This is a genomic window from Anoxybacillus sp. ST70, from assembly GCF_019553625.1.
GTDB classification, from domain to species: Bacteria; Bacillota; Bacilli; order Bacillales; family Anoxybacillaceae; genus Anoxybacillus; species Anoxybacillus gonensis.
The window spans coordinates 294,357-312,505 of the sequence record NZ_JAHZOF010000001.1; the positions used below are offsets into that span (position 1 = coordinate 294,357).

Genomic DNA, 18,149 nt, shown 5'->3' on the forward strand with positions numbered 1-18,149 from the left:
GCTTCGTTTTTTACTAGTTTGCAATGACAAACGTTTTTTATGCATAAGAAAAGCGCAAAGCGCCCCAATTTCGCCTAAAGGCAGCCCGCATCCTGCGGGCAACGGCGAAATGTCGCCATCCTTGGCTCCGCGAAGGGCGCACAAGCCCCACCGAGGAGAGCTCGAACCAAGCGAACGCTTGGTTCTGCGTGGGTAACATCACTGAAGTGTTTCAATGTGTCGTCGCCGAAAGAAGGGGCGGAGCGAACCGAGCCGATGGCGCTTGAAGCTAGACAGTTTTTTGACCCCAAATTTTATATTTTAAAAAAAAGAGGAAACCTTAATTGGCTTCCTCGTTCAGTGGGACAAAAATTTCTCCTTGTCGCTCTTTATTCAACAACATTTGCAAAATCGTTTTCGATAGTTGGCTCGGTTGATACGGTTTTACGAAATAACTATTTGCGCCGAGCGCCATTCCTTTTTCCCGTTCTTCTAACGCCGAAGAAATAATAATTGGAATATGGGCGAGCTCTTCATTTTGTTTTAATGCTTTTAACACATCCCAACCAGATGTGTCATGTTCTTCTAACATAATGTCCAACACAACCGCATCCGGCTTTTCTTTTTGAATGAGCGCAATCGCCTCTTTTCCTTCTTTGACGAGTTTGACGCGAAACCCGCTATCTTTTAATTCCGCTTCTAATAACGCAGCTAAATTTTCGTCATCTTCAACAATAATGACGTGCGCATGCGCTTGTTTTTCATCCGTTTCGCGTTCATCATCTCCGCTACGCGCCAACGTGACAAGCGGCAAAGAAACGGTAAACGTGCTTCCTTTTTTCAATTCGGATGTGACAGTGACTTCTCCTTCATGCGCTTTGACAATTTCTTTTACAATCGCCAGTCCCAATCCTGTTCCACCGATGCGGCGACGGTCGGAATTGTCGACGCGATAAAATTTCGTAAATAAGTTCGGGATCGCTTCTTCTGGAATGCCTAGCCCTTCGTCTTGCACATCGACACATAGTCGATTGCCTCGTTCGTATATGCGTACTGTAATGTTGCCGCCTTCTGGCGAATATTTGATCGCGTTGCTAATTAAGTTTGTAAACACTTGAGCGAGTTTGTCGCGGTCGCCGAGCACCGTCGTTTTGTCTGTTTCTTTTCGGACATGAAACTGGTGAATCGTCGTATTTACTTTTTGCGTATCAATGACGTTTTCAATAATCGAAACGAGATCTTCGTATTTTTTGTCGTACGTTTGTTTTCCAGACTCCATTCGCTGTACATCTAAAAAGTCGTTAATTAGCGCCGTTAACCGTTTCGCTTCTTGGTAAATTGTCGTTAAATATTTTTTCTGCCGTTCTGGCTTTAACTCTTTCGTTAACATCAGTTCCGTAAAGCCGAGTACGCTTGATAACGGCGTGCGCAATTCGTGGCTGACGGTGCTCACAAACTCCGATTTCATTTGGTCGACTTCAAACTCTTTCGTAATATCGCGATGAACAAATACCGTTCCTTGTCGCTCCCCATTGCGATATAACGGCTTGGCGTACACTTGAATGACTTTTCGTTTTTGCGGTAAATGGTACACAAACGGTTCACGTTCTTCATCGCCGTTAAAAATAATCGACTGTAAATAGTCGCACAATGTTTTTCCTGCATCAGATTGCTCAACTAAGCCGCGCGCCCATTGTTCGTAACTGGCACCTTCGAGTTCAACAATCGATTGTTTTTGCAGCAATGCAACCATCTGTTTATTGACGATCTTGCTGTTGCCGTTCTTGTCGACAAAATGAATGCCTTCTTGCACCGTATTTAAAATATGTTGTACCGTTTCGCGCGCTTGTTCTGACTGTTCGTATAGCGCAATTTTTTGCAGTGAAATCGATATTTGTTTCGTTAAACCGATATATTCTTGCATCTCTTCATCAGAAAACGGTCCGCCGAAGCGACTAAATACTAAAATCGCTTCCACTTCATTTTCATTCGAAAGAACAGGCAAAAAGATGTCATGTACAAACATCGTTTCTTCATGATACCCTTTTTCAGAAGCTGAAACTTCCCGTTTTAACATAAACGGCTTTTTTTGCTCAAACAATCGTTGATGTAGACCGTTATAAATATATGTTAAAAACTGTTCCACCCCATGCGCCGACAATCCGAATGCCGCATGCGTTTTTTCGTCGTTCATTAAAACGATCATGCCGCGATCCGCTTCCATAATGCGCGCCATATGAAACACGATGCTTTGCAACACGTCTTGTTTATCTAGTGAGTTCGATAACCCGTGAACAAATTCGTTATGACGCTTTAATTCTTTTTCTCGCGCCTGCATCGTTTCAAGCGCTTGTTCCAGTTCGGCTTGTTGCACCTCTAATTCATCTTGCTGCGCAAGCAATTCTTCGTTATGCGCCATTAAGCTTTCTTCTTTTTCTTGAATGCTCGTTAACATTTTTTTAAAGGCGTTTGCCAATTTTCCAATTTCATCTTCGCGATTTGTCGCTTCACGGACGTCGTAGACGACTTGTTCATCATTCGCAATTTTTTCAGCGACTTTCGCAAGCTCATTGAGCGGCTTGCCGATTTTTCGCATCATGATGCGCGCGATTGTAATTAAAATCGTCAAAATCGTAAAAATGAATAAAATAAACGCGGTTTGCGCGGTCGCTTGATCATTGCGCAACTGTTGAAATTCCCAGTCAAGCTGTTCATTTAATGTATTTTTGTACGTTTTCATTTGAAATTGAAATTGTTCAATTGATGCCGTTCCACCGTTTTCTGATAAGCTTAATACTTTTTGCATATTGCCGTTTTCAAACGCTTCAATCGCTTGCGGAACGAGCGTGCCGAAATAATAGTTAGCAAACTGGCGCGCTTTTAAAAGAAATTGCGTATCGTCTTTTGTCGTCGCTGCCAACTCTAATGCATCAAGCGCGGTTTGCACATGTTCTTGTTCGCGAAAAATGCTTAATTTAAATTCTTTTCGGTTGAACGCTAAATAGCCGCGCGCATCAGAAAACGCTTGGTTAAACGCCCGTTCAATTTCTTGGGCATATTTCATCTTCGTTTCGATTTGTTCTTTTTTCTGTTCAAACGTCGACGTTAACGACGTTTGATATAGAAACAAAGAGACCGACCCGATGACAAAGACGACTAAAAAACTAGTGACGAGCACGACAAATTGTCTTGCTAAGCTTTGCCGAAAATAGTTACGCATCTTCTCCATGTAAAATCGCCTCGATTCGTTGCACTAATTCAAGCGGGCTATACGGCTTTGCCATAAAATAGTTGGCGCCAGCGTCTAGTACACGTTGTTGATCCGCTTGTTGACTTTTTGCCGATAGCATCATAATCTTTACATGTTTTTTATCGGGCATTTGACGCACTTGTTGAATGACTTCTAAACCGGTATATATTGGCATCATATAATCAAGTAAAATTAAATCGTAATCGTTTTGTTTAATCATCTTCAACGCTTCTTCCCCATCGCACGCTTCATCGATGTCATGCCCTTCATCTTCTAGCGTATCGACAACGAGCATGCGCAACACTTCTTCATCTTCCGCTAACAAAATTTTCGCCATTATTTCTCCCCTCCTTCTACTTTTTCATATATTTGTTTCACAATCGTGTACGAACGTTTTAACCGTTCGTGATATGTCGGTTGTTCCCAACCGTTCCATGTGTACGTATAAAAATGTTTTGCATCTAAATGTTCAGGATACGAAAATCCTTTTTCATACACGCCAACGCGAATGCCGTCAATCGTTCGGCTGCTTGCTAGCCCGCCTTGCCACATATCTCCCATCGCTTCGTGCATGCTCGGGTCTTTCATATTTAAAAGCGCCCATGGGATGCGAATTTCATACCCGTCTTTTTGTTTGCTGACGCTTACGTCTGTTAAAGAATTGTATGCTTCATCGTTCGGATTTGCTGTACCAAACGTCATGACACCCGTTTCGTAAAAATCGAACGGATACGTTTTTCCTTTAATTTGTAATTTTTTATTGAGCGTCAAACGAATCGGATGATATACACCGTTATTTTTTTTGTTCGCATACGGCAAACGGTCAATCATCTTTAACATGTGTCCGTAATGATAATAAAACGAATCGTAATAACTATCAATCCATAATCGTCCTTCTTTTTCACCGCGCAAATGGAGAACGAAATCGACGCCTTCTGTTCGTACGTTCGGCACATCAAGAATGGTCGCTTGCCCTTGATTCGGTACGGTATTAAACAATATATAGACGTCTTTGTCTTGCTTAACCGTTGTGTCGTAACGAATGTAAACGTACCGTTCATCGCTCGTCATATAGAGCGCGCGCCCGTCTTGTCGAAAGGCAGGAGCAATTTGTTGAAATGCCCAATCTTCTTTTCGTCCGTCGACTTTGATCATCATCGTTTCATTTTCCGCTGGATCAAAGCTAAGTAAACCGAATTGTTGTTCGTTCGTTTGCGCGTTAGACCAAAACGGACGACGGTCAGGATTATCGTAATCCATCGTGTTCCACGTTCGTTTAAACCATTCATCTTGCCATGTGAAAATAAAACCGCCTGCCATGTTTTCATGAACGATGTCTTCAAACAATTTTTTGTTGATCATTCCTTGTTCTTGTTCGGAATGAAACCCTTGGTTCATCCCGTATACGTTGCGATGCGTCATTCCGCGCGATGACGGCACGCCAAATTCGGCGACGACAATCGGCATGCGATGCACTCGTTTCATATCGTTTAAGTAGCCAGCATAGTTGTTTTTCTCGCCGCGATGATCGATGTAATTCACATATTTCGGATCATAGTTTAAAAAGTCTGGGTAGTACGGATAAATGTGATACGACGCAAACAAGCCGCTATGCATTTTATTTGTCGAATATATGACGTTCGGGTTTACCGATACGAAATCTTCTTTTTCTAACGGCTCGCTCGGATGTGTTAACAAATCCGTCGTCACCCAGTTTGTGAAACTGACCGGACGTTGCCAGCCGTACGTTTTCGTTTCGTATGCGATCGCTTCATCCATCATGCGCGCAAGCCAAATTTCAAACGGTGACGCATCTTTTGTGTACACATACGTCCCTTTATAATCTAGTAATCCCGCATGTTTCGTATTTGTCGCATGAACGACCGTCGGTTCCCATTCGACCCCAAAAATCCAGCCGAGCACATACGGCGAAATATCGTATCGATATATGCCGCTCGCATGCCCTGGACGAGCTGGGATGTTTGCGCGCCCGTGAACGATATCGATCGTTCGTTTCATTTCCGCAACAAATTCATCCGTATTTTCTTTTGCAAACGCGTCGTTTGTGCGCAAAAACGTTTCTTCATTCACCCATACCCCATGAAATAAATATAAAGGCTGCTCGGCGATTTCGTTATATTCGTAAAACGCTTCATAAAACGCAGGCGGGTGAATCGTGTACACACGAATCGCATTGGCATGCATCGCCCCAATTTGTTTAAACCAACGGAAATATTCTTCTTTCGTAATCGCCGTTTCACCCGGGAAATGACCCGGTTTTGCGATTCCCATATTGACTCCTTTTAACAACATGTTTTTCCATTTTCCGTTTTGATAAATTTGTATATATTGCTCTCCGACGCGTCCCGCAAGTTGAATCCCGTCGTCTGTTTTCGCAATCGTTCGTTCGACCGTACGCTTTTCATCATGATGCATCGATTGGAAAATCGTTTTCATCATTGGAACATACGCTTTCCAATAAAACGATGCGGTGCTATTCGGGTCGTGACGCGTCGTCCATTTACGCCATACGTCGATGCCGACCGTTTGATATATGCTCGGTACATCTCCTTCATCTGCATAATCGCCACAAAAGTAATACGCCTCATAGCGCGCATTGCGATGATGAACGATGGCAGGAAACGTCGTCGGCAGCCCGAGCGCTTGTAATTTTTCTTTCCCACTTTCCGATAACGACAGCGTATATGTTGCCAACACTTCCTCGTCATGTATAGGCTTTACGATATCAAACCAATACGAATACGGAATGGAACCTTCTATCGCAAGCTCTTTTTCTCCTTTTTTCGTTGGAGTAAAAAGCACCCCTTTTTTTCCTATTTCTTTTTTATCCAAAATGACGAGCCGATCGTGTTCATCAACAAGCACATAACCCGGACCGGTAAATGCATATCGTTTCTCATATTGTTTTTCGTAATTTTCTCTTACCCAAACAGGCACTTCGTCATCTTCAAGTTTCGGGAAATAGCGGCCAATCCAGCCCGTCCATTCGACGTTTAATAAAGCATAAAATTTGTTGCGAACAGACGGATCCGTTGGGCTTGCAAACGAATTAAACTCGGCGATGAGCGTTTTGTTTCCGGCAAACATCGCCTCGTGCAATCGATGAACTTCTTGTTCCGTCAAGCCACCGTACACTTTTTTTGAGCGCTTCCCTTTCTTTTTTTCTATCGTCAAATCATTTTCATATACGCCGTACGTATCGGCGACATAAATGACATCATACGATTGTAACGATGTCGGCCATGGCCGCTCTTTTTTTGTCGTCGGGATAAATCCGACATAATCTTTTTTCACATCGTAGCGCGCCCCGTTTGGTTTCACGTACTTTTGTTGGTTTAATAGCCAAACGAGCCCTTTATGTTCACGATACGTATCATCTGGAACCGTTTTATTGACAATCAACACGTGTAACGTCGTGGCAGGTTTTATTTTCCATAACCAATACGGTGAAGAAATGATCAGAAAAATAAAGACGACATATAAAACGAGCCAACGTTGTTTGTTCATCATTTCGACACACCTTTTCTTTTCATTTCTCCCCATCCTTTTCTTTTTAACAGCGCATCAACGATTCCTTCACAGCGCCATAACACCGTCAACGGACGATACCATAACGTTTCAGTCAATGAATAAAAAAAGAGGCGTACAACATCTGAGACGCTCGAAAATTTCCGCACCGTCCATTCTTCTAATAACACGGCAGCCATGGAAAAAATCGAACCGTACAAAACGGAAACGAGGAATAGTAAAATCGCAAATTCAATATACACATCTCCTAAGATGAGCGAAACGATGATGAGGATGTAGCCAAGCAACTCAACGACAGGACCTAAAAATTCAATCAGTAAAAAATATGGCATCGACACGAGCCCGATGGAGCCGTAACGCGAGTTAAACCACATGCGCCGATGAAGCCAAAGGCTTTCAAACAATCCGCGATGCCAGCGCCGCCGCTGTTTACGCAAATCGGTCATCGATTCTGGCGCTTCCGTCCAACAAACCGGATCAGGCACGTACACAATTTTTTTATTTGTGTTCGTTTCTTTAATGAGACGATGAAGTCGGACGACAAGCTCCATATCTTCACCGACTGTATGCGCATATCCGCCGGCACGAATGACCCATTGTTTTGAAAAAACACCGAAAGCCCCTGAAACAATTAATAATAAATTATGACGGCTTAATCCGATACGTCCCATTAAAAAGGCGCGCAAATATTCAATGACTTGCATAATGACGAGCGGTTGACGGGAAAGTCCAATGCGCACCACTTCCCCTTTTTCAATGTCGCAACCGTTAGCGATGCGCACGCTTCCGCCAGAGGCGATCACGTCTTCGTCTGAGTCCACAATCGGCTTCATCACTTTTAAAAAGGCGCGACGTTCAATGACCGAGTCGCCATCAATAGAACAAACGTATGGATACGTTGAAAAATTAATGCCCGCATTTAATGCATCTGCTTTTCCGCCGTTTTCTTTATCGATGACAAATAAATGGGAAAACTTGCGTGAGCGATACACTGCGCGCACACGTTTCGTTTTGAGTTGTTCACGAATGACGCGCTTGATCGGAATAAGATCGAAATCGTTCTTTAGCCGCTCAAGCGTATCGTCGGTTGAGCCGTCATTAATGACGACAATTTCATACTCTGGATATTCGATGCTAAGTAGTGAACGAACAGTTGCGAAAATACCGGCTTCTTCATTGTAGGCAGGCACTAAAATCGAAACAGGTTTCGTATAACTCACATCGAGCATTTCTTCATACGGCTCCCATTCGTCTAATTCGTACATGCGGCGCAATTGAACAAGCGAAACAACGAGTAAAAACGTATAAAATAAAATGACCGCAATCATAAAGAAAAAGACGAACATCGCTGCAAGTTTAATCATTTTCTCGCCCTCTTTCTAACCATTCAAGCGCCATATCGCGCGCATAACGGTCATCTGATGTTTGGGCAATTTGTTCAAGAATCGCCAAGCCGTTTGGCATGCGCAACAACGCTTCGGCCGCTTGCGAGCGCACGGCGAAAACCCGATCTTTGATGAGCTCTTTAATCGTCTCAACGAGCTCATATTGACGGATGCGCGCACATAGCCGAAGCCCCATGAGCCGCTCTTGCCAAACGGGTGAATGTAAATGAATGCGAAGTTGCTCAGAATCAAGCGGAAAAGCGATTTCCGCTAACGCTTTTAATGCGCGAATGCGATATTCGCTTTGCTCATGCCGAAGCAATGTACGCAAAAATGAAACGTGCGCAAGTTTTTGCATAATGCCAATCATATCAATTAACGCATATTGTATTTTCTCATTCCAATCAAAAAAGTGGTCAACCATTTTCGCAAACATATGATCGTCCATGCGCGATAAAATGAGGCGATAATCAAATTGCGTAAACGATTCATCCGTTTGTTTCATATATTCATATACGTGTGGATGTTGAAAAAGCGCAAACATTTTTAACAGTTGGCGTTTTTCCATCGTCGTTAACTGTTTTTGTTCATACATCGCTTCTAACTCATGGACGAGCGAACGAAGATGAAAATCTTCAATAAAAAAGAGGGCGTTCATTCTTCTTCCGAGCCGACGGTGAACAAGTTGTGCTCGTAAATAATCGACAAAATACATTTCGGCTAACGTTGTCGCCCTCTCCTTTATCTCCCCATTGGCAAGTACGCGCATAAAATGATCGAGTAGCTCCATCATTGCGAGATGTTGTGCAGACGATGACGGAGCAGGGACTTGTTCGTCACCGTAAGCTAAATAGCGAAATAACACCGGTTCATATAACTGTTTATACGTTTCCACTTCTCGTTTCCATTTGCCATCTTTTCTTTTTCGGACAACTAAATAAAGAAAAATCGCAAATAAAACGGTGAATAAAGAGACGACGATGATCGTAAACAAAACGAGTTCATTGAGCACGACTAATTCATCCTTTTTAACATATGGCGTATTCTTGCTTCAAGCTCAAGCAACTTAAACGGCTTTGTCATATAATCATCTGCACCGAGCTCAAGGGCGCGGGCAATATCGTTTTCACTTTTTCTTGCTGTTAACATAATGACTTTATACCGCGAGGAGTCTTTTCGGTTTCGCAGTTGTTGTAACACTTCAAGTCCATCCATTTTCGGCATCACCCCATCTAAAATGACGAGGCACGGTTCTTTTCCATCATGCCAATCGGACGCCATAAACTGTTCGCCATCTTTAAACGCACGCAAATCGAGCGTCACTTTTTCTTTCGTAAACATTTTTTGGACGACGTCTGTCACAATTGCGCGCACAATGGCATCATCATCGACAATCGCGACTTTCACCGTGCGGCGATGTGATGCTTTTTGTTGTTTTGCAAGCACGACGCAGTTTCTTCCTGTATTTTTCGCTTCATATAGTGCAGAGTCGGCCAATTCAATCCAATGGCCGATCGGCTTTGTTGGATCGTTCACTTCAACAATGCCCGTTGAAAACGTACACGAAAACGTCACATCGCCACTTTGAAACGTCATCCGTTCAAACTGTTCGCGCAGGCGATCAAACACAAGAAACGCCTCTGTCGCTTCTGTTGCCGGCAATAATACGACAAATTCTTCTCCGCCAAAACGAATGACAATATCGCGTGCGCGGACGTTCGCTTTTAAAAATTGCGCAAATTGTTTTAAAACGACATCGCCAATTAAATGTCCGTATTGGTCGTTGACTCGTTTAAAATGGTCAATGTCAAGCACCGCTAAACAAAACGGTTCGTGCGTGCGATGCCAATCGCTTTTTAATTGTTCATATGCTTGTTTTATATATTTTCGGTTGTAGACGTGCGTCAGTTCATCTAAAAGAAGCAGTTCGTCAATTAATTGCTTTCTCTGAAGTTGACGGCGAATGCGCACAATAAATTCGTCGATCTCGAACGGTTTTGGAATAAAATCGTCAGCGCCCATGTCATAGCTTTTTATGCGCGTTTCTTTTCGATCATCAATGCTCACCATAATCATCGGGATAAATTGTTGTTTTAATTTTTCTTTTAAAAACGTTAATACTTCAAATCCTGTTTTTTTCCCCATATGAATATCGATGACGACACAATCCGGACGAACGTCGTAAAACGAAGCGACCGCTTTGACCGGATCAGCAATGGCCACAACGTACCAGCCGCTTTGTTCGAGCTGTTCTTTCACGTACATTAAAAACGACGGGTCGTCATCAATGAGTAAAACGGTCGGTTCGTCTCCTTTTTTCGTTCCTTGTTCCTCTTGTGTGACGTCTCCAATTTGTTGTTCATAACAAAGTTGAAAAAGCGGAGTTAGCCGCTCTTTCACATCTGTCGCTTTCCATTTTTTATGTTCGTCCTCCCCCCATTGTTCCATTAACTGGCGCGCATAATTTCCGATATCGGTCATTCCGATCATTGCAGCCGTGCCAGCGATGGAATGAAGTAGGCGGTACACGTCTTGATGGGCAATTTCATCTACCGTTTCCCATTCTTCTAACCGTTTGCGAATGTTTTTTAAAAAATGTTGACGATATTTTTCATAACGATCCATGGCCATCCCCTACTACAAAATATATTGATCAATCATTTGCACAAGTTCGGCAATTTCCGGTTTGCTTACTTGTGCTGTCGCTCCAACGCGCTCCCCTTTATGACGAAGATCGTCGGTAATGAGCGAAGAGAAAATGATGACTGGTAAATGTTTTAATGTTTCATCTTCGCGAATGCGCTTCGTTAAATGATGGCCGTCCATTTGCGGCATTTCAATGTCGGTAATGACTAATTGCACTTCGCTTTCCACCGGCTTTCCTTTTTGAACGATCGATTGTAAATAATGTAACGCATCTTCGCCGTTTTCAAAAAACTCGACATATACATACCCTGCTTCCGCGAGCGTGTCGTGAAGAAGCTTACGTAACAATGGTGAGTCTTCCGCAACGATTAGCTTTTTATTCGATCGCTCACGTTTGCCAAGTTTTTTCACACGCTCGACGTGAATGCCTGATTGCGGGTTAATATCGACGACGATTTTTTCAAAGTCAAGCAATAAAATCATATGGCCGTTTAATTTCACAACGCCGATAATTTGGCTTTCCAATCCTTGATACATTTGCGACGGCTTTTCGATTTGTTTCCATGATATGCGATGAATTTGTGTGACGTTATGGACGTGAAACACTACTTTTTGTTGATTAAACTCTGCAACAATATATTTATCTTGCGCTGGATTGTTGGATGGCCCAAAGCCGAGCGCTTTCGCCAAATCAATAAGCGGCAGCACTTCACCGCGCAATTCAATAATGCCTTCGATGTATGGATGGGCATGCGGCACTTTTGTCGGTGCAATCGGATGAATAATTTCTTTTACTTTAATGACGTTAATCGCAAATCGGTTTTCACCAATTAAAAATTCGACAATTTCTAGCTCATTCGTCCCGCTTTCTAATAAAATTCCATGTTTATTTTCCATAAAACAGCCTCCATTACAACAATATTTACCGTTATTTTATCATACTTCTTATCGCGGACGAAAAATATTTTTAATACAAATAGTCGCTTATTTTTCGGTTTGCCACGTTCGTATCAATGGCGCAACGGTCGGCATCGCGCCCATATTGCCACATCCAAACGTTCGCGCGGCAATTCGGCACGTTCGGGCGATACGTCGGTGCTTTGGCCGCTGGCGTCGCCCCCGGACGCGGGTATGAGCTCCATATGATCGTTTGTTGGGCGATTCGTTCATCGTTTTTTACCGCTTCACAATACGCTGCACCAAACGCTCCTTTCGTCGGATTCGCGTATATGCCCGGACGATATCCGCTCGGATAAAACGTATCGACCCATGCTTGAATCCATGCGGCATCTACTTGAAATTCATCTTCAATATTGGCAAAAATGACTTTATTTTTCGGAATGCCTAATCTGCGCGCATGAAAAATCGCATTTCGCGCTGCCGTTCTTCCTTTTTCGTATTGTGTCGCCTCACGAAACGCATTGTAAATCGGTGCAATTTTTATGCCGCGCCCTCGAATAAATGCAATTTCTTCTTTCGTCAAACCGTCCGATACATTCGGCACCGTCGTCACATATCTTCCCCAAAATTGCGGAAAACCGTATTGTGTTCTGACACACGTAAGCAACGTTTCCGTCACTTTTGCAGCTGAATCGACGCCCCACATGTCTATTCCCTCCTTTTCACGTTTCTTTCCATATATATGCGAATCATACATGTCTAAACAAAATTTTCATCTTGTAAAATATCACTCTATCCCTAGGTAAAAATCACTATAATAAAAGTAGAAGATGCTGACGGGGGATTCATAATGAAAAAAGAGCGACAAAAAAAGCAAACGAGAATATTACTCCAACAAACCGCCCTTCAATTATTTCAAAAACAAGGGTATGAGCAAACGACCGTTTTGCAAATTACGAATGAAGCTGGCGTGGCGAAAAGGACATTTTTTAATTATTTTCGCACGAAAGAAGAAGTGTTACAAAGCGTATTCTCCCCCATGTAGAACGCCTATGCAAAAGATTGCAAGAAAGCGAGGAACGAACGTGGCATAAGGAAATCGAGCAGTTGTTTTATGAATTAACAACGATGCACGAAAAGCTCGGGAAAGAAGTGACGAAATCCATGGTACATATTTATACCGCAAAACAATATGACACGCTGCCGTTCACTCCTTTTATTCATATGTTGACGAATATATTTGAGGAAGGGAAACGATGCGGGGACATTCGAACGAAACGATCTTCCGAAACGCTTTCGTTAATCGCTCTTCAACTATATTTCGGGGCATTAAAACTATGGATGTTTTCCCACTTATCTGAACCGTTGTCGACTTTTATGATCGATACGATCGCGATGTTTATCGACTATATGAAAAAAGAAGGGGACTAATCCCCTTCATATAGCGGTAATGTAATCGTGACCGTCGTTCCTTCATTCAGTCGGCTTTCGTACGCAATCGTTCCTCCCATTTGGCGAATCAGTCGAGACGTAATCATGCTGCCAAGCCCTGTTCCTTTCGATTTTGTCGTATAGTACGGCAAGCCGATTTTTTTCAACTGCTCCTTCGTCATTCCTTTTCCTGTATCGCGAATCGTAATGATGACTATCTTTTCTTTTTCATCAACCGTTTTATGAATCGTCACAATCCCGCCATATTCAATTGCTTCAATTCCGTTTTTCATGACGTTTAATAGCGCTTGTTTTAAATAATGAGCGTCGCCATACACATCGCTTTTTCCTTCTGTATAAAGATGGAGCGATACGTTTGTCATCGTACCGAGCGGACTTAATAAATGGACAGATGTATGTAAAATGTCATCGATGTTCACTTTTTGCAGTTGGAACGGCGCTGGTTTGGCGAGAGCTAAATATTCTGTAATAATTTCATTCGTTCGGTCTAATTCTTCTAAAATGATTGGAGCGAACTTTTTTACGTTTTCATCGATCGTATCTTTGCTTAAAAATTGGACGAATCCACGCACCGTCGTGAGCGGATTGCGAACTTCATGAGCGAATGAAGCGGCCATTTCGCTTACTGTCGCTAATTTATCGACGTAAATCATATCGTCAAACTGTTCGTTAAATTGAATGAGACGTTCGATGACGGAAACGAGCGCGACAAACATCGCGATAAAAAAAGCGAAGTAAACGACATAAAATCGCCAAGAAAGCGGCGGAACGGCATACATAATCGTTGCGATATATAAAATGAGATAAATAAAAACGATCATAAGCCCATATAATATCTTTCTTTTGACGTTAAAAAAAGACGAGCGAAACAACATGCCGACAACGTATGCGAATACGGAAACGGTCACTCCCGCATAAGCAAACGGACCACCGATCATAAACCGTCCGATCACAACGGTGAGCGTACATAATAGCCCAGCCGTTTTTCCGATATACAATGTCGTCACTAAAATGACGAGCATGCGAAAGTCAAAGTTCGTTTTCGCTAACGGTTGGATCGGATACATCATACATAAAACGGCAGTAAACGATGCCACAACGCCGTACATCATTTTTTGTTTCCAAGTGAGCATCATTTTTCGGCGAAATGGAAAAAATAAGTTTGCATTAAAAACGAGTGAAAATAAAATGGTAATATTGACAACGAGCGGTTTAATAACAGCGCTAAACATGTGATGCCTCCTGATCATTGTTCCTTTTGTATTGTAGCACACTCGCTAACGGACATAAATGCGTTCGTATTTTCAGAAAAAACAAAAACATTGACATCTTTATGAACATCATAGACGTGGACAAGCGAAGGGCGTTACAATGTTTGTGAAGAAAAACACGAAAAGAGAAGGTGTCAAAATGAAAGGGTTAGCCATTCTTTTTGAAGAAAATCATACGGTTACGATTTTAGAAGATGTAGAAAAAGAACAACTGGAAGAAGTCGCAGACGAAGAAACAGAAGCGGTTCTTTGGCATGATGAAGAAATCGACTGGGATTACGGTTATTAATATATAAAGCTGGCATTCGTCAGCTTTTATTTTTTTGTTTTCATTTTTCAAAATTTTATTTACAATTTACAAAAAACTCTTTATAATGTAGAAAAGGAGAAGAATATTCTTCTCTCTAAGGGGGAATGAAACATGTTTGAAAAGTACAATGATATGGCACTCGTATCTCAACCGTATGATCTCACAGATTACAAACAAGCAGCACAATTTGTGATCGAACAGGCGTTGTTTCGCTACGAAAGAGATCGGCTCATGCGCGATATTGACAAGGCGCTTGAGCAACGGGATGAAGCGTTGTTTCTAACCCTCGCACAACAATACAACGAGCTTCTAGAACGCTATCGTCATTTGGAGGATGTGCGCGCATGATCGACTGTGAAACGACAGAACAGCACATAAGGTGAACGTTTGACGCAAAAACACATTGCGAAACGTTCACCTTTTATTGTTTAATAGAAAGAAAATGAAGAAAGGTGAAAAACGATGATGCTTCCGATCAATGAACGTGTGCAGCATATTCAGTTATCTGGCATTCGTCAATTTTTTAATCTTGTCGCACAAGAAAAAGATATCATTTCGTTAACGATTGGGCAGCCTGATTTTCCGACGCCGGAACATATTAAAGAAGCAACAAAGCGAGCGCTTGATGAGCAATTTACTTCTTATACGCATAATGCTGGATACTTGCCTTTACGTGAAGCGGCTTGCCGTTTTGTTGAAACAAAATATGGGCTGCGCTATACAACCGATGAAGTGATCGTCACCGTCGGAGCAAGCCAAGCGCTCGATATTGCGTTTCGCACTATTTTAACAGAAGGCTCAGAAGTCATTCTCCCCGCCCCCATTTATCCAGGGTATGAGCCGATTATTCGTTTATGTGGAGCCACACCTGTATATGTCGATACGCGCCAGACAAATTTTAAGCTGTTAGCTGAACAAATCGAGCCGTTTATAACTGAGCGAACGCGCTGTATCGTGCTTCCGTATCCGTCCAATCCAACAGGAATGACGTTAACGAGCGACGAATTGCAACAAATCGCTCAACTTGTGAAAGACAAACCGATTTGGGTCATTTCAGATGAAATTTATAGTGAACTTGTGTTTACAGGGACGCATGAATCGATTGCGAAATGGCTTCCTGACCAAACGATCGTCATTAACGGCGTCAGCAAATCGCATGCGATGACCGGATTTCGCATCGGTCTTTTATTTGCGCGACAATGGGTCATTGAACATATATTAAAAGTGCATCAATATAACGTTTCATGCGCGACGTCCATTTCGCAAAAAGCAGCGCTTGAAGCGTTAACGGTCGGAATAAACGATGCCGAGGAGATGAAACAACAATACAAAAAACGAATGGTCTATGTGTATGAACGGCTTCAATCGATCGGTTTTGACGTACAAAAGCCGAACGGAGCGTTTTACATTTTTCCATCGATCGCACCGTTTCATCACTCCTCATTTGAATTCGCCCTCAAGCTTGCGAAAGAAGCGAAAGTAGCGGTCGTGCCGGGAAGTGCGTTTTCTACATACGGCGAAGGATATATTCGCTTGTCATACGCTTGTTCAATGGATGCGTTACAAAAAGGTCTTGATCGCATCGAGTCATATATAAAAAAAGGTGCTCGCTAAAAGCACCTTTTTACCATTCTTTATACCATTTATATAAGGCTTGCGTCCCGCTTTGTTCTTCTCCCCGTTCAGCAAGCGATTCATACAACTGTTTCGCAAGCTTTAGCCCCGGAAGCGACAAGCCGAGCGTTTCCGCTTCTGCAAGCGCAATGCCCATGTCTTTAATAAAATGTTTCACATAAAAACCGGGAGCAAAATCGCCCGCAAGCATTCTTGGCGCCAAGTTGGAAAGCGACCAGCTCGATGCGGCTCCTTGTGAAATGCTTCGCAACACCCGTTCGGGATCTAATCCCGCTTTTTCCGCATAAACGAGCGCTTCGCATACGCCGATCATATTTGTCGCAATCGCAATTTGATTGCACATTTTCGTATGTTGCCCTGCTCCTGCTTCTCCTTGCCAAACGATATTTTTTCCTAAATGGGAAAGAAGCGGCATGCATGCGGAAAACGCTTCTTTATCGCCGCCAACCATAATCGACAACGTGCCGTCGCGCGCGCCAATATCGCCTCCTGATACAGGTGCATCAAGAGCAAATATCCCTTTTTCTTTCGCCGCTTCGTGAATGCGTACCGCAAGCGATGGCTTAGACGTCGTAAAGTCAATGACATACGTCCCGCGTTTTGCATGTGCAAGAATGCCGTCATCGCCAAAGTACACGTGCTCGACATCTTGCGGCTCACCGACCATCGTCATGACGACGTCTGCCGCTTTAGCGACATCTTTCACCGTCTCTTTCCATACCGCTCCTTCTGCTAATATGTCTTCTGCTTTTTGTTTTGTCCGCGTATATACGACGAGCGAATAACCTGCCCGAAGCAAATGTCGCGCCATGCTTTTTCCCATGACACCAAATCCAATAAAACCAATCGTTTGCATATGTTTCACCCCATTTTAAATCGCTTTCACCATGCCGCCATCGACTAAAAGCGACTGTCCTGTCATATACGTATTGTCATCGGACAATAAAAAGGCGACGACGTTCGCAAATTCTTCTGGCGTGCCGTAACGTCCGAGCGGAATCGTTGCTTTCATGCGCGCTTCTAGTTCTTCTTTGCGAATGCCGAGCTTTTTCGCATTTTGTTCGTCTAAATAGGCGACACGCTCTGTCGCAATGCGTCCCGGTGCAACGGTATTAATTAAAATGCCATACGGGGCAAGCTCTTGCGCGAGCGTTTTCGTCAAGCCGACGATGCCGAGGCGAAACGTATTGGAAAGAAGCAGTCCCGGAATCGGCTCTTTAATGGACGATGATGCGATATTTACAATTTTCCCCTTCGTCTTTTTCAAATGCGGTAACGCCGCGCGAATCAGACGCACGTAGCTTAGCACATTTAACTCAAACGCCCGTTGCCAATCATCGTCTGTCAACGTCGCAAACGTCCCTGTCGGCGGCCCTCCAGAATTATTGACTAACAAATGAATGTCGCCGAACGTTTCCACCGTTTTTTCTACTAACTGCTCGATCATCGCACGATTCGTCACGTCTGTCACCGTATATGCCGCCTTCCCTTTTCCGAGCGCATTTAACTGTTCAGCGACTTCGTGCAATTTTCGCTCATCGCGGCTCGCAAGCATAACATGGACGCCTTGCGAAACGAGTTTTGTCGCAATCGCTTTACCGAGCCCTTGGCTCGACGCAGCAACAATCGCTGTTTTCATTTCATCCGCCTCCTCTCCTGCTATACTATTCGCTAACGACGACGCGATTCCTTCCTTCGTGCTTTGTTTCATCCGCTCGCTTCACCATTTGTTCTCTAGTCATCTCTTGTTCATATTCATACATGCCAAAGCT

The 18,149-nt window shown here is 43.2% G+C and carries 16 protein-coding genes; 5 read left to right on the forward strand and 11 right to left on the reverse strand.

The genetic code is table 11. The annotated features are described in order from the left end of the window. Positions 1–319: 319 nt before the first annotated feature. The 8 genes from K1I43_RS01540 to K1I43_RS01575 form a co-directional block, all read right to left on the reverse strand. Positions 320–3,208 carry an ATP-binding protein gene (locus tag K1I43_RS01540; RefSeq protein WP_019417993.1) on the reverse strand — a complete coding sequence of 963 codons (2,889 nt, stop codon included), beginning with the start codon at positions 3,206–3,208 and terminating at the stop codon, positions 320–322. Then, positions 3,192–3,566, reverse strand: coding sequence for a response regulator transcription factor (locus tag K1I43_RS01545; RefSeq protein WP_019417994.1), 375 nt, complete (start codon positions 3,564–3,566; stop codon positions 3,192–3,194). The genes K1I43_RS01540 and K1I43_RS01545 overlap by 17 nt, the downstream gene beginning before the upstream one ends. Then, positions 3,566–6,760 (reverse strand): hypothetical protein, encoded by a 3,195-nt coding sequence (locus tag K1I43_RS01550; RefSeq protein WP_026011743.1) that lies wholly within the window; start codon positions 6,758–6,760, stop codon positions 3,566–3,568. Before K1I43_RS01550 ends, K1I43_RS01545 begins: the two co-directional genes overlap by 1 nt. Continuing rightward, positions 6,757–8,142: a glycosyltransferase family 2 protein gene (locus tag K1I43_RS01555; protein ID WP_019417996.1), complete on the reverse strand. Its 1,386-nt coding sequence runs from the start codon at positions 8,140–8,142 to the stop codon at positions 6,757–6,759. Before K1I43_RS01555 ends, K1I43_RS01550 begins: the two co-directional genes overlap by 4 nt. After that, complete coding sequence (locus K1I43_RS01560; protein WP_019417997.1) at positions 8,135–9,175, reverse strand: HEAT repeat domain-containing protein; 1,041 nt, start codon at positions 9,173–9,175, stop codon at positions 8,135–8,137. The genes K1I43_RS01555 and K1I43_RS01560 overlap by 8 nt, the downstream gene beginning before the upstream one ends. A 2-nt stretch (positions 9,176–9,177) precedes the next feature. Next, positions 9,178–10,788: a diguanylate cyclase gene (locus K1I43_RS01565; protein ID WP_019417998.1), complete on the reverse strand. Its 1,611-nt coding sequence runs from the start codon at positions 10,786–10,788 to the stop codon at positions 9,178–9,180. A gap of 12 nt (positions 10,789–10,800) precedes the next feature. After that, entirely contained in the window at positions 10,801–11,706 is a 906-nt protein-coding gene (locus K1I43_RS01570) for a chemotaxis protein (protein WP_019417999.1), read from the reverse strand. A gap of 70 nt (positions 11,707–11,776) precedes the next feature. Further along, a complete protein-coding gene (locus tag K1I43_RS01575) occupies positions 11,777–12,415 on the reverse strand; it encodes a glycoside hydrolase domain-containing protein (protein WP_019418000.1) in 639 nt (212 codons plus the stop codon). A gap of 144 nt (positions 12,416–12,559) precedes the next feature. Between K1I43_RS01575 and K1I43_RS15610 the strand changes: the two genes are divergently transcribed. Continuing rightward, complete coding sequence (locus K1I43_RS15610; RefSeq protein ID WP_019418001.1) at positions 12,560–12,754, forward strand: TetR/AcrR family transcriptional regulator; 195 nt, start codon at positions 12,560–12,562, stop codon at positions 12,752–12,754. A gap of 17 nt (positions 12,755–12,771) precedes the next feature. Further along, positions 12,772–13,140, forward strand: coding sequence for a hypothetical protein (locus K1I43_RS15615; RefSeq protein ID WP_019418002.1), 369 nt, complete (start codon positions 12,772–12,774; stop codon positions 13,138–13,140). Here the strand turns inward: K1I43_RS15615 and K1I43_RS01585 are convergent. Continuing rightward, on the reverse strand, positions 13,137–14,393 hold the full coding sequence (locus tag K1I43_RS01585) for an ATP-binding protein (protein ID WP_026011744.1): 1,257 nt from the start codon (positions 14,391–14,393) through the stop codon (positions 13,137–13,139). The genes K1I43_RS15615 and K1I43_RS01585 overlap by 4 nt on opposite strands. A gap of 139 nt (positions 14,394–14,532) precedes the next feature. On the opposite strand from K1I43_RS01585, the gene K1I43_RS01590 reads away from it, so the two are divergent. From K1I43_RS01590 to K1I43_RS01600, 3 genes are all read left to right on the forward strand, one after another. Next, a complete protein-coding gene (locus K1I43_RS01590) occupies positions 14,533–14,721 on the forward strand; it encodes a hypothetical protein (RefSeq protein WP_019418003.1) in 189 nt (62 codons plus the stop codon). A gap of 132 nt (positions 14,722–14,853) precedes the next feature. Continuing rightward, a complete protein-coding gene (locus K1I43_RS01595) occupies positions 14,854–15,090 on the forward strand; it encodes an IDEAL domain-containing protein (protein WP_009362569.1) in 237 nt (78 codons plus the stop codon). Between the two features lie 114 nt (positions 15,091–15,204). Beyond that, the gene (locus K1I43_RS01600; RefSeq protein ID WP_019418004.1) at positions 15,205–16,356 is read left to right on the forward strand and encodes an aminotransferase A; all 1,152 of its coding nucleotides are present in this window, start codon (positions 15,205–15,207) and stop codon (positions 16,354–16,356) included. A 10-nt stretch (positions 16,357–16,366) separates the two neighbouring features. Here the strand turns inward: K1I43_RS01600 and K1I43_RS01605 are convergent, their stop codons facing one another. Together K1I43_RS01605 and K1I43_RS01610 are read right to left on the reverse strand one after the other, a co-directional pair. Continuing rightward, entirely contained in the window at positions 16,367–17,233 is an 867-nt protein-coding gene (locus K1I43_RS01605) for an NAD(P)-dependent oxidoreductase (protein ID WP_019418005.1), read from the reverse strand. 15 nt (positions 17,234–17,248) lie between these two features. Continuing rightward, complete coding sequence (locus K1I43_RS01610; protein ID WP_026011745.1) at positions 17,249–18,016, reverse strand: SDR family oxidoreductase; 768 nt, start codon at positions 18,014–18,016, stop codon at positions 17,249–17,251. Between the last annotated feature and the right edge of the window lie 133 nt (positions 18,017–18,149).

What these genes read in the sequence shown, in the direction of transcription:
- K1I43_RS01540 (WP_019417993.1), bottom strand. Translation starts at nt 3,208, where the DNA reads ATGGAGAAGATGCGTAACTATTTTCGGCAAAGCTTAGCAAGACAATTT.
- K1I43_RS01545 (WP_019417994.1), bottom strand. Translation starts at nt 3,566, where the DNA reads ATGGCGAAAATTTTGTTAGCGGAAGATGAAGAAGTGTTGCGCATGCTC.
- K1I43_RS01550 (WP_026011743.1), bottom strand. Translation starts at nt 6,760, where the DNA reads ATGATGAACAAACAACGTTGGCTCGTTTTATATGTCGTCTTTATTTTT.
- K1I43_RS01555 (WP_019417996.1), bottom strand. Translation starts at nt 8,142, where the DNA reads ATGATTAAACTTGCAGCGATGTTCGTCTTTTTCTTTATGATTGCGGTC.
- K1I43_RS01565 (WP_019417998.1), bottom strand. Translation starts at nt 10,788, where the DNA reads ATGGATCGTTATGAAAAATATCGTCAACATTTTTTAAAAAACATTCGC.
- K1I43_RS01570 (WP_019417999.1), bottom strand. Translation starts at nt 11,706, where the DNA reads ATGGAAAATAAACATGGAATTTTATTAGAAAGCGGGACGAATGAGCTA.
- K1I43_RS01575 (WP_019418000.1), bottom strand. Translation starts at nt 12,415, where the DNA reads ATGTGGGGCGTCGATTCAGCTGCAAAAGTGACGGAAACGTTGCTTACG.
- K1I43_RS15610 (WP_019418001.1), top strand. Translation starts at nt 12,560, where the DNA reads ATGAAAAAAGAGCGACAAAAAAAGCAAACGAGAATATTACTCCAACAA.
- K1I43_RS01585 (WP_026011744.1), bottom strand. Translation starts at nt 14,393, where the DNA reads ATGTTTAGCGCTGTTATTAAACCGCTCGTTGTCAATATTACCATTTTA.
- K1I43_RS01590 (WP_019418003.1), top strand. Translation starts at nt 14,533, where the DNA reads ATGTTTGTGAAGAAAAACACGAAAAGAGAAGGTGTCAAAATGAAAGGG.
- K1I43_RS01595 (WP_009362569.1), top strand. Translation starts at nt 14,854, where the DNA reads ATGTTTGAAAAGTACAATGATATGGCACTCGTATCTCAACCGTATGAT.
- K1I43_RS01600 (WP_019418004.1), top strand. Translation starts at nt 15,205, where the DNA reads ATGATGCTTCCGATCAATGAACGTGTGCAGCATATTCAGTTATCTGGC.
- K1I43_RS01605 (WP_019418005.1), bottom strand. Translation starts at nt 17,233, where the DNA reads ATGCAAACGATTGGTTTTATTGGATTTGGTGTCATGGGAAAAAGCATG.
- K1I43_RS01610 (WP_026011745.1), bottom strand. Translation starts at nt 18,016, where the DNA reads ATGAAAACAGCGATTGTTGCTGCGTCGAGCCAAGGGCTCGGTAAAGCG.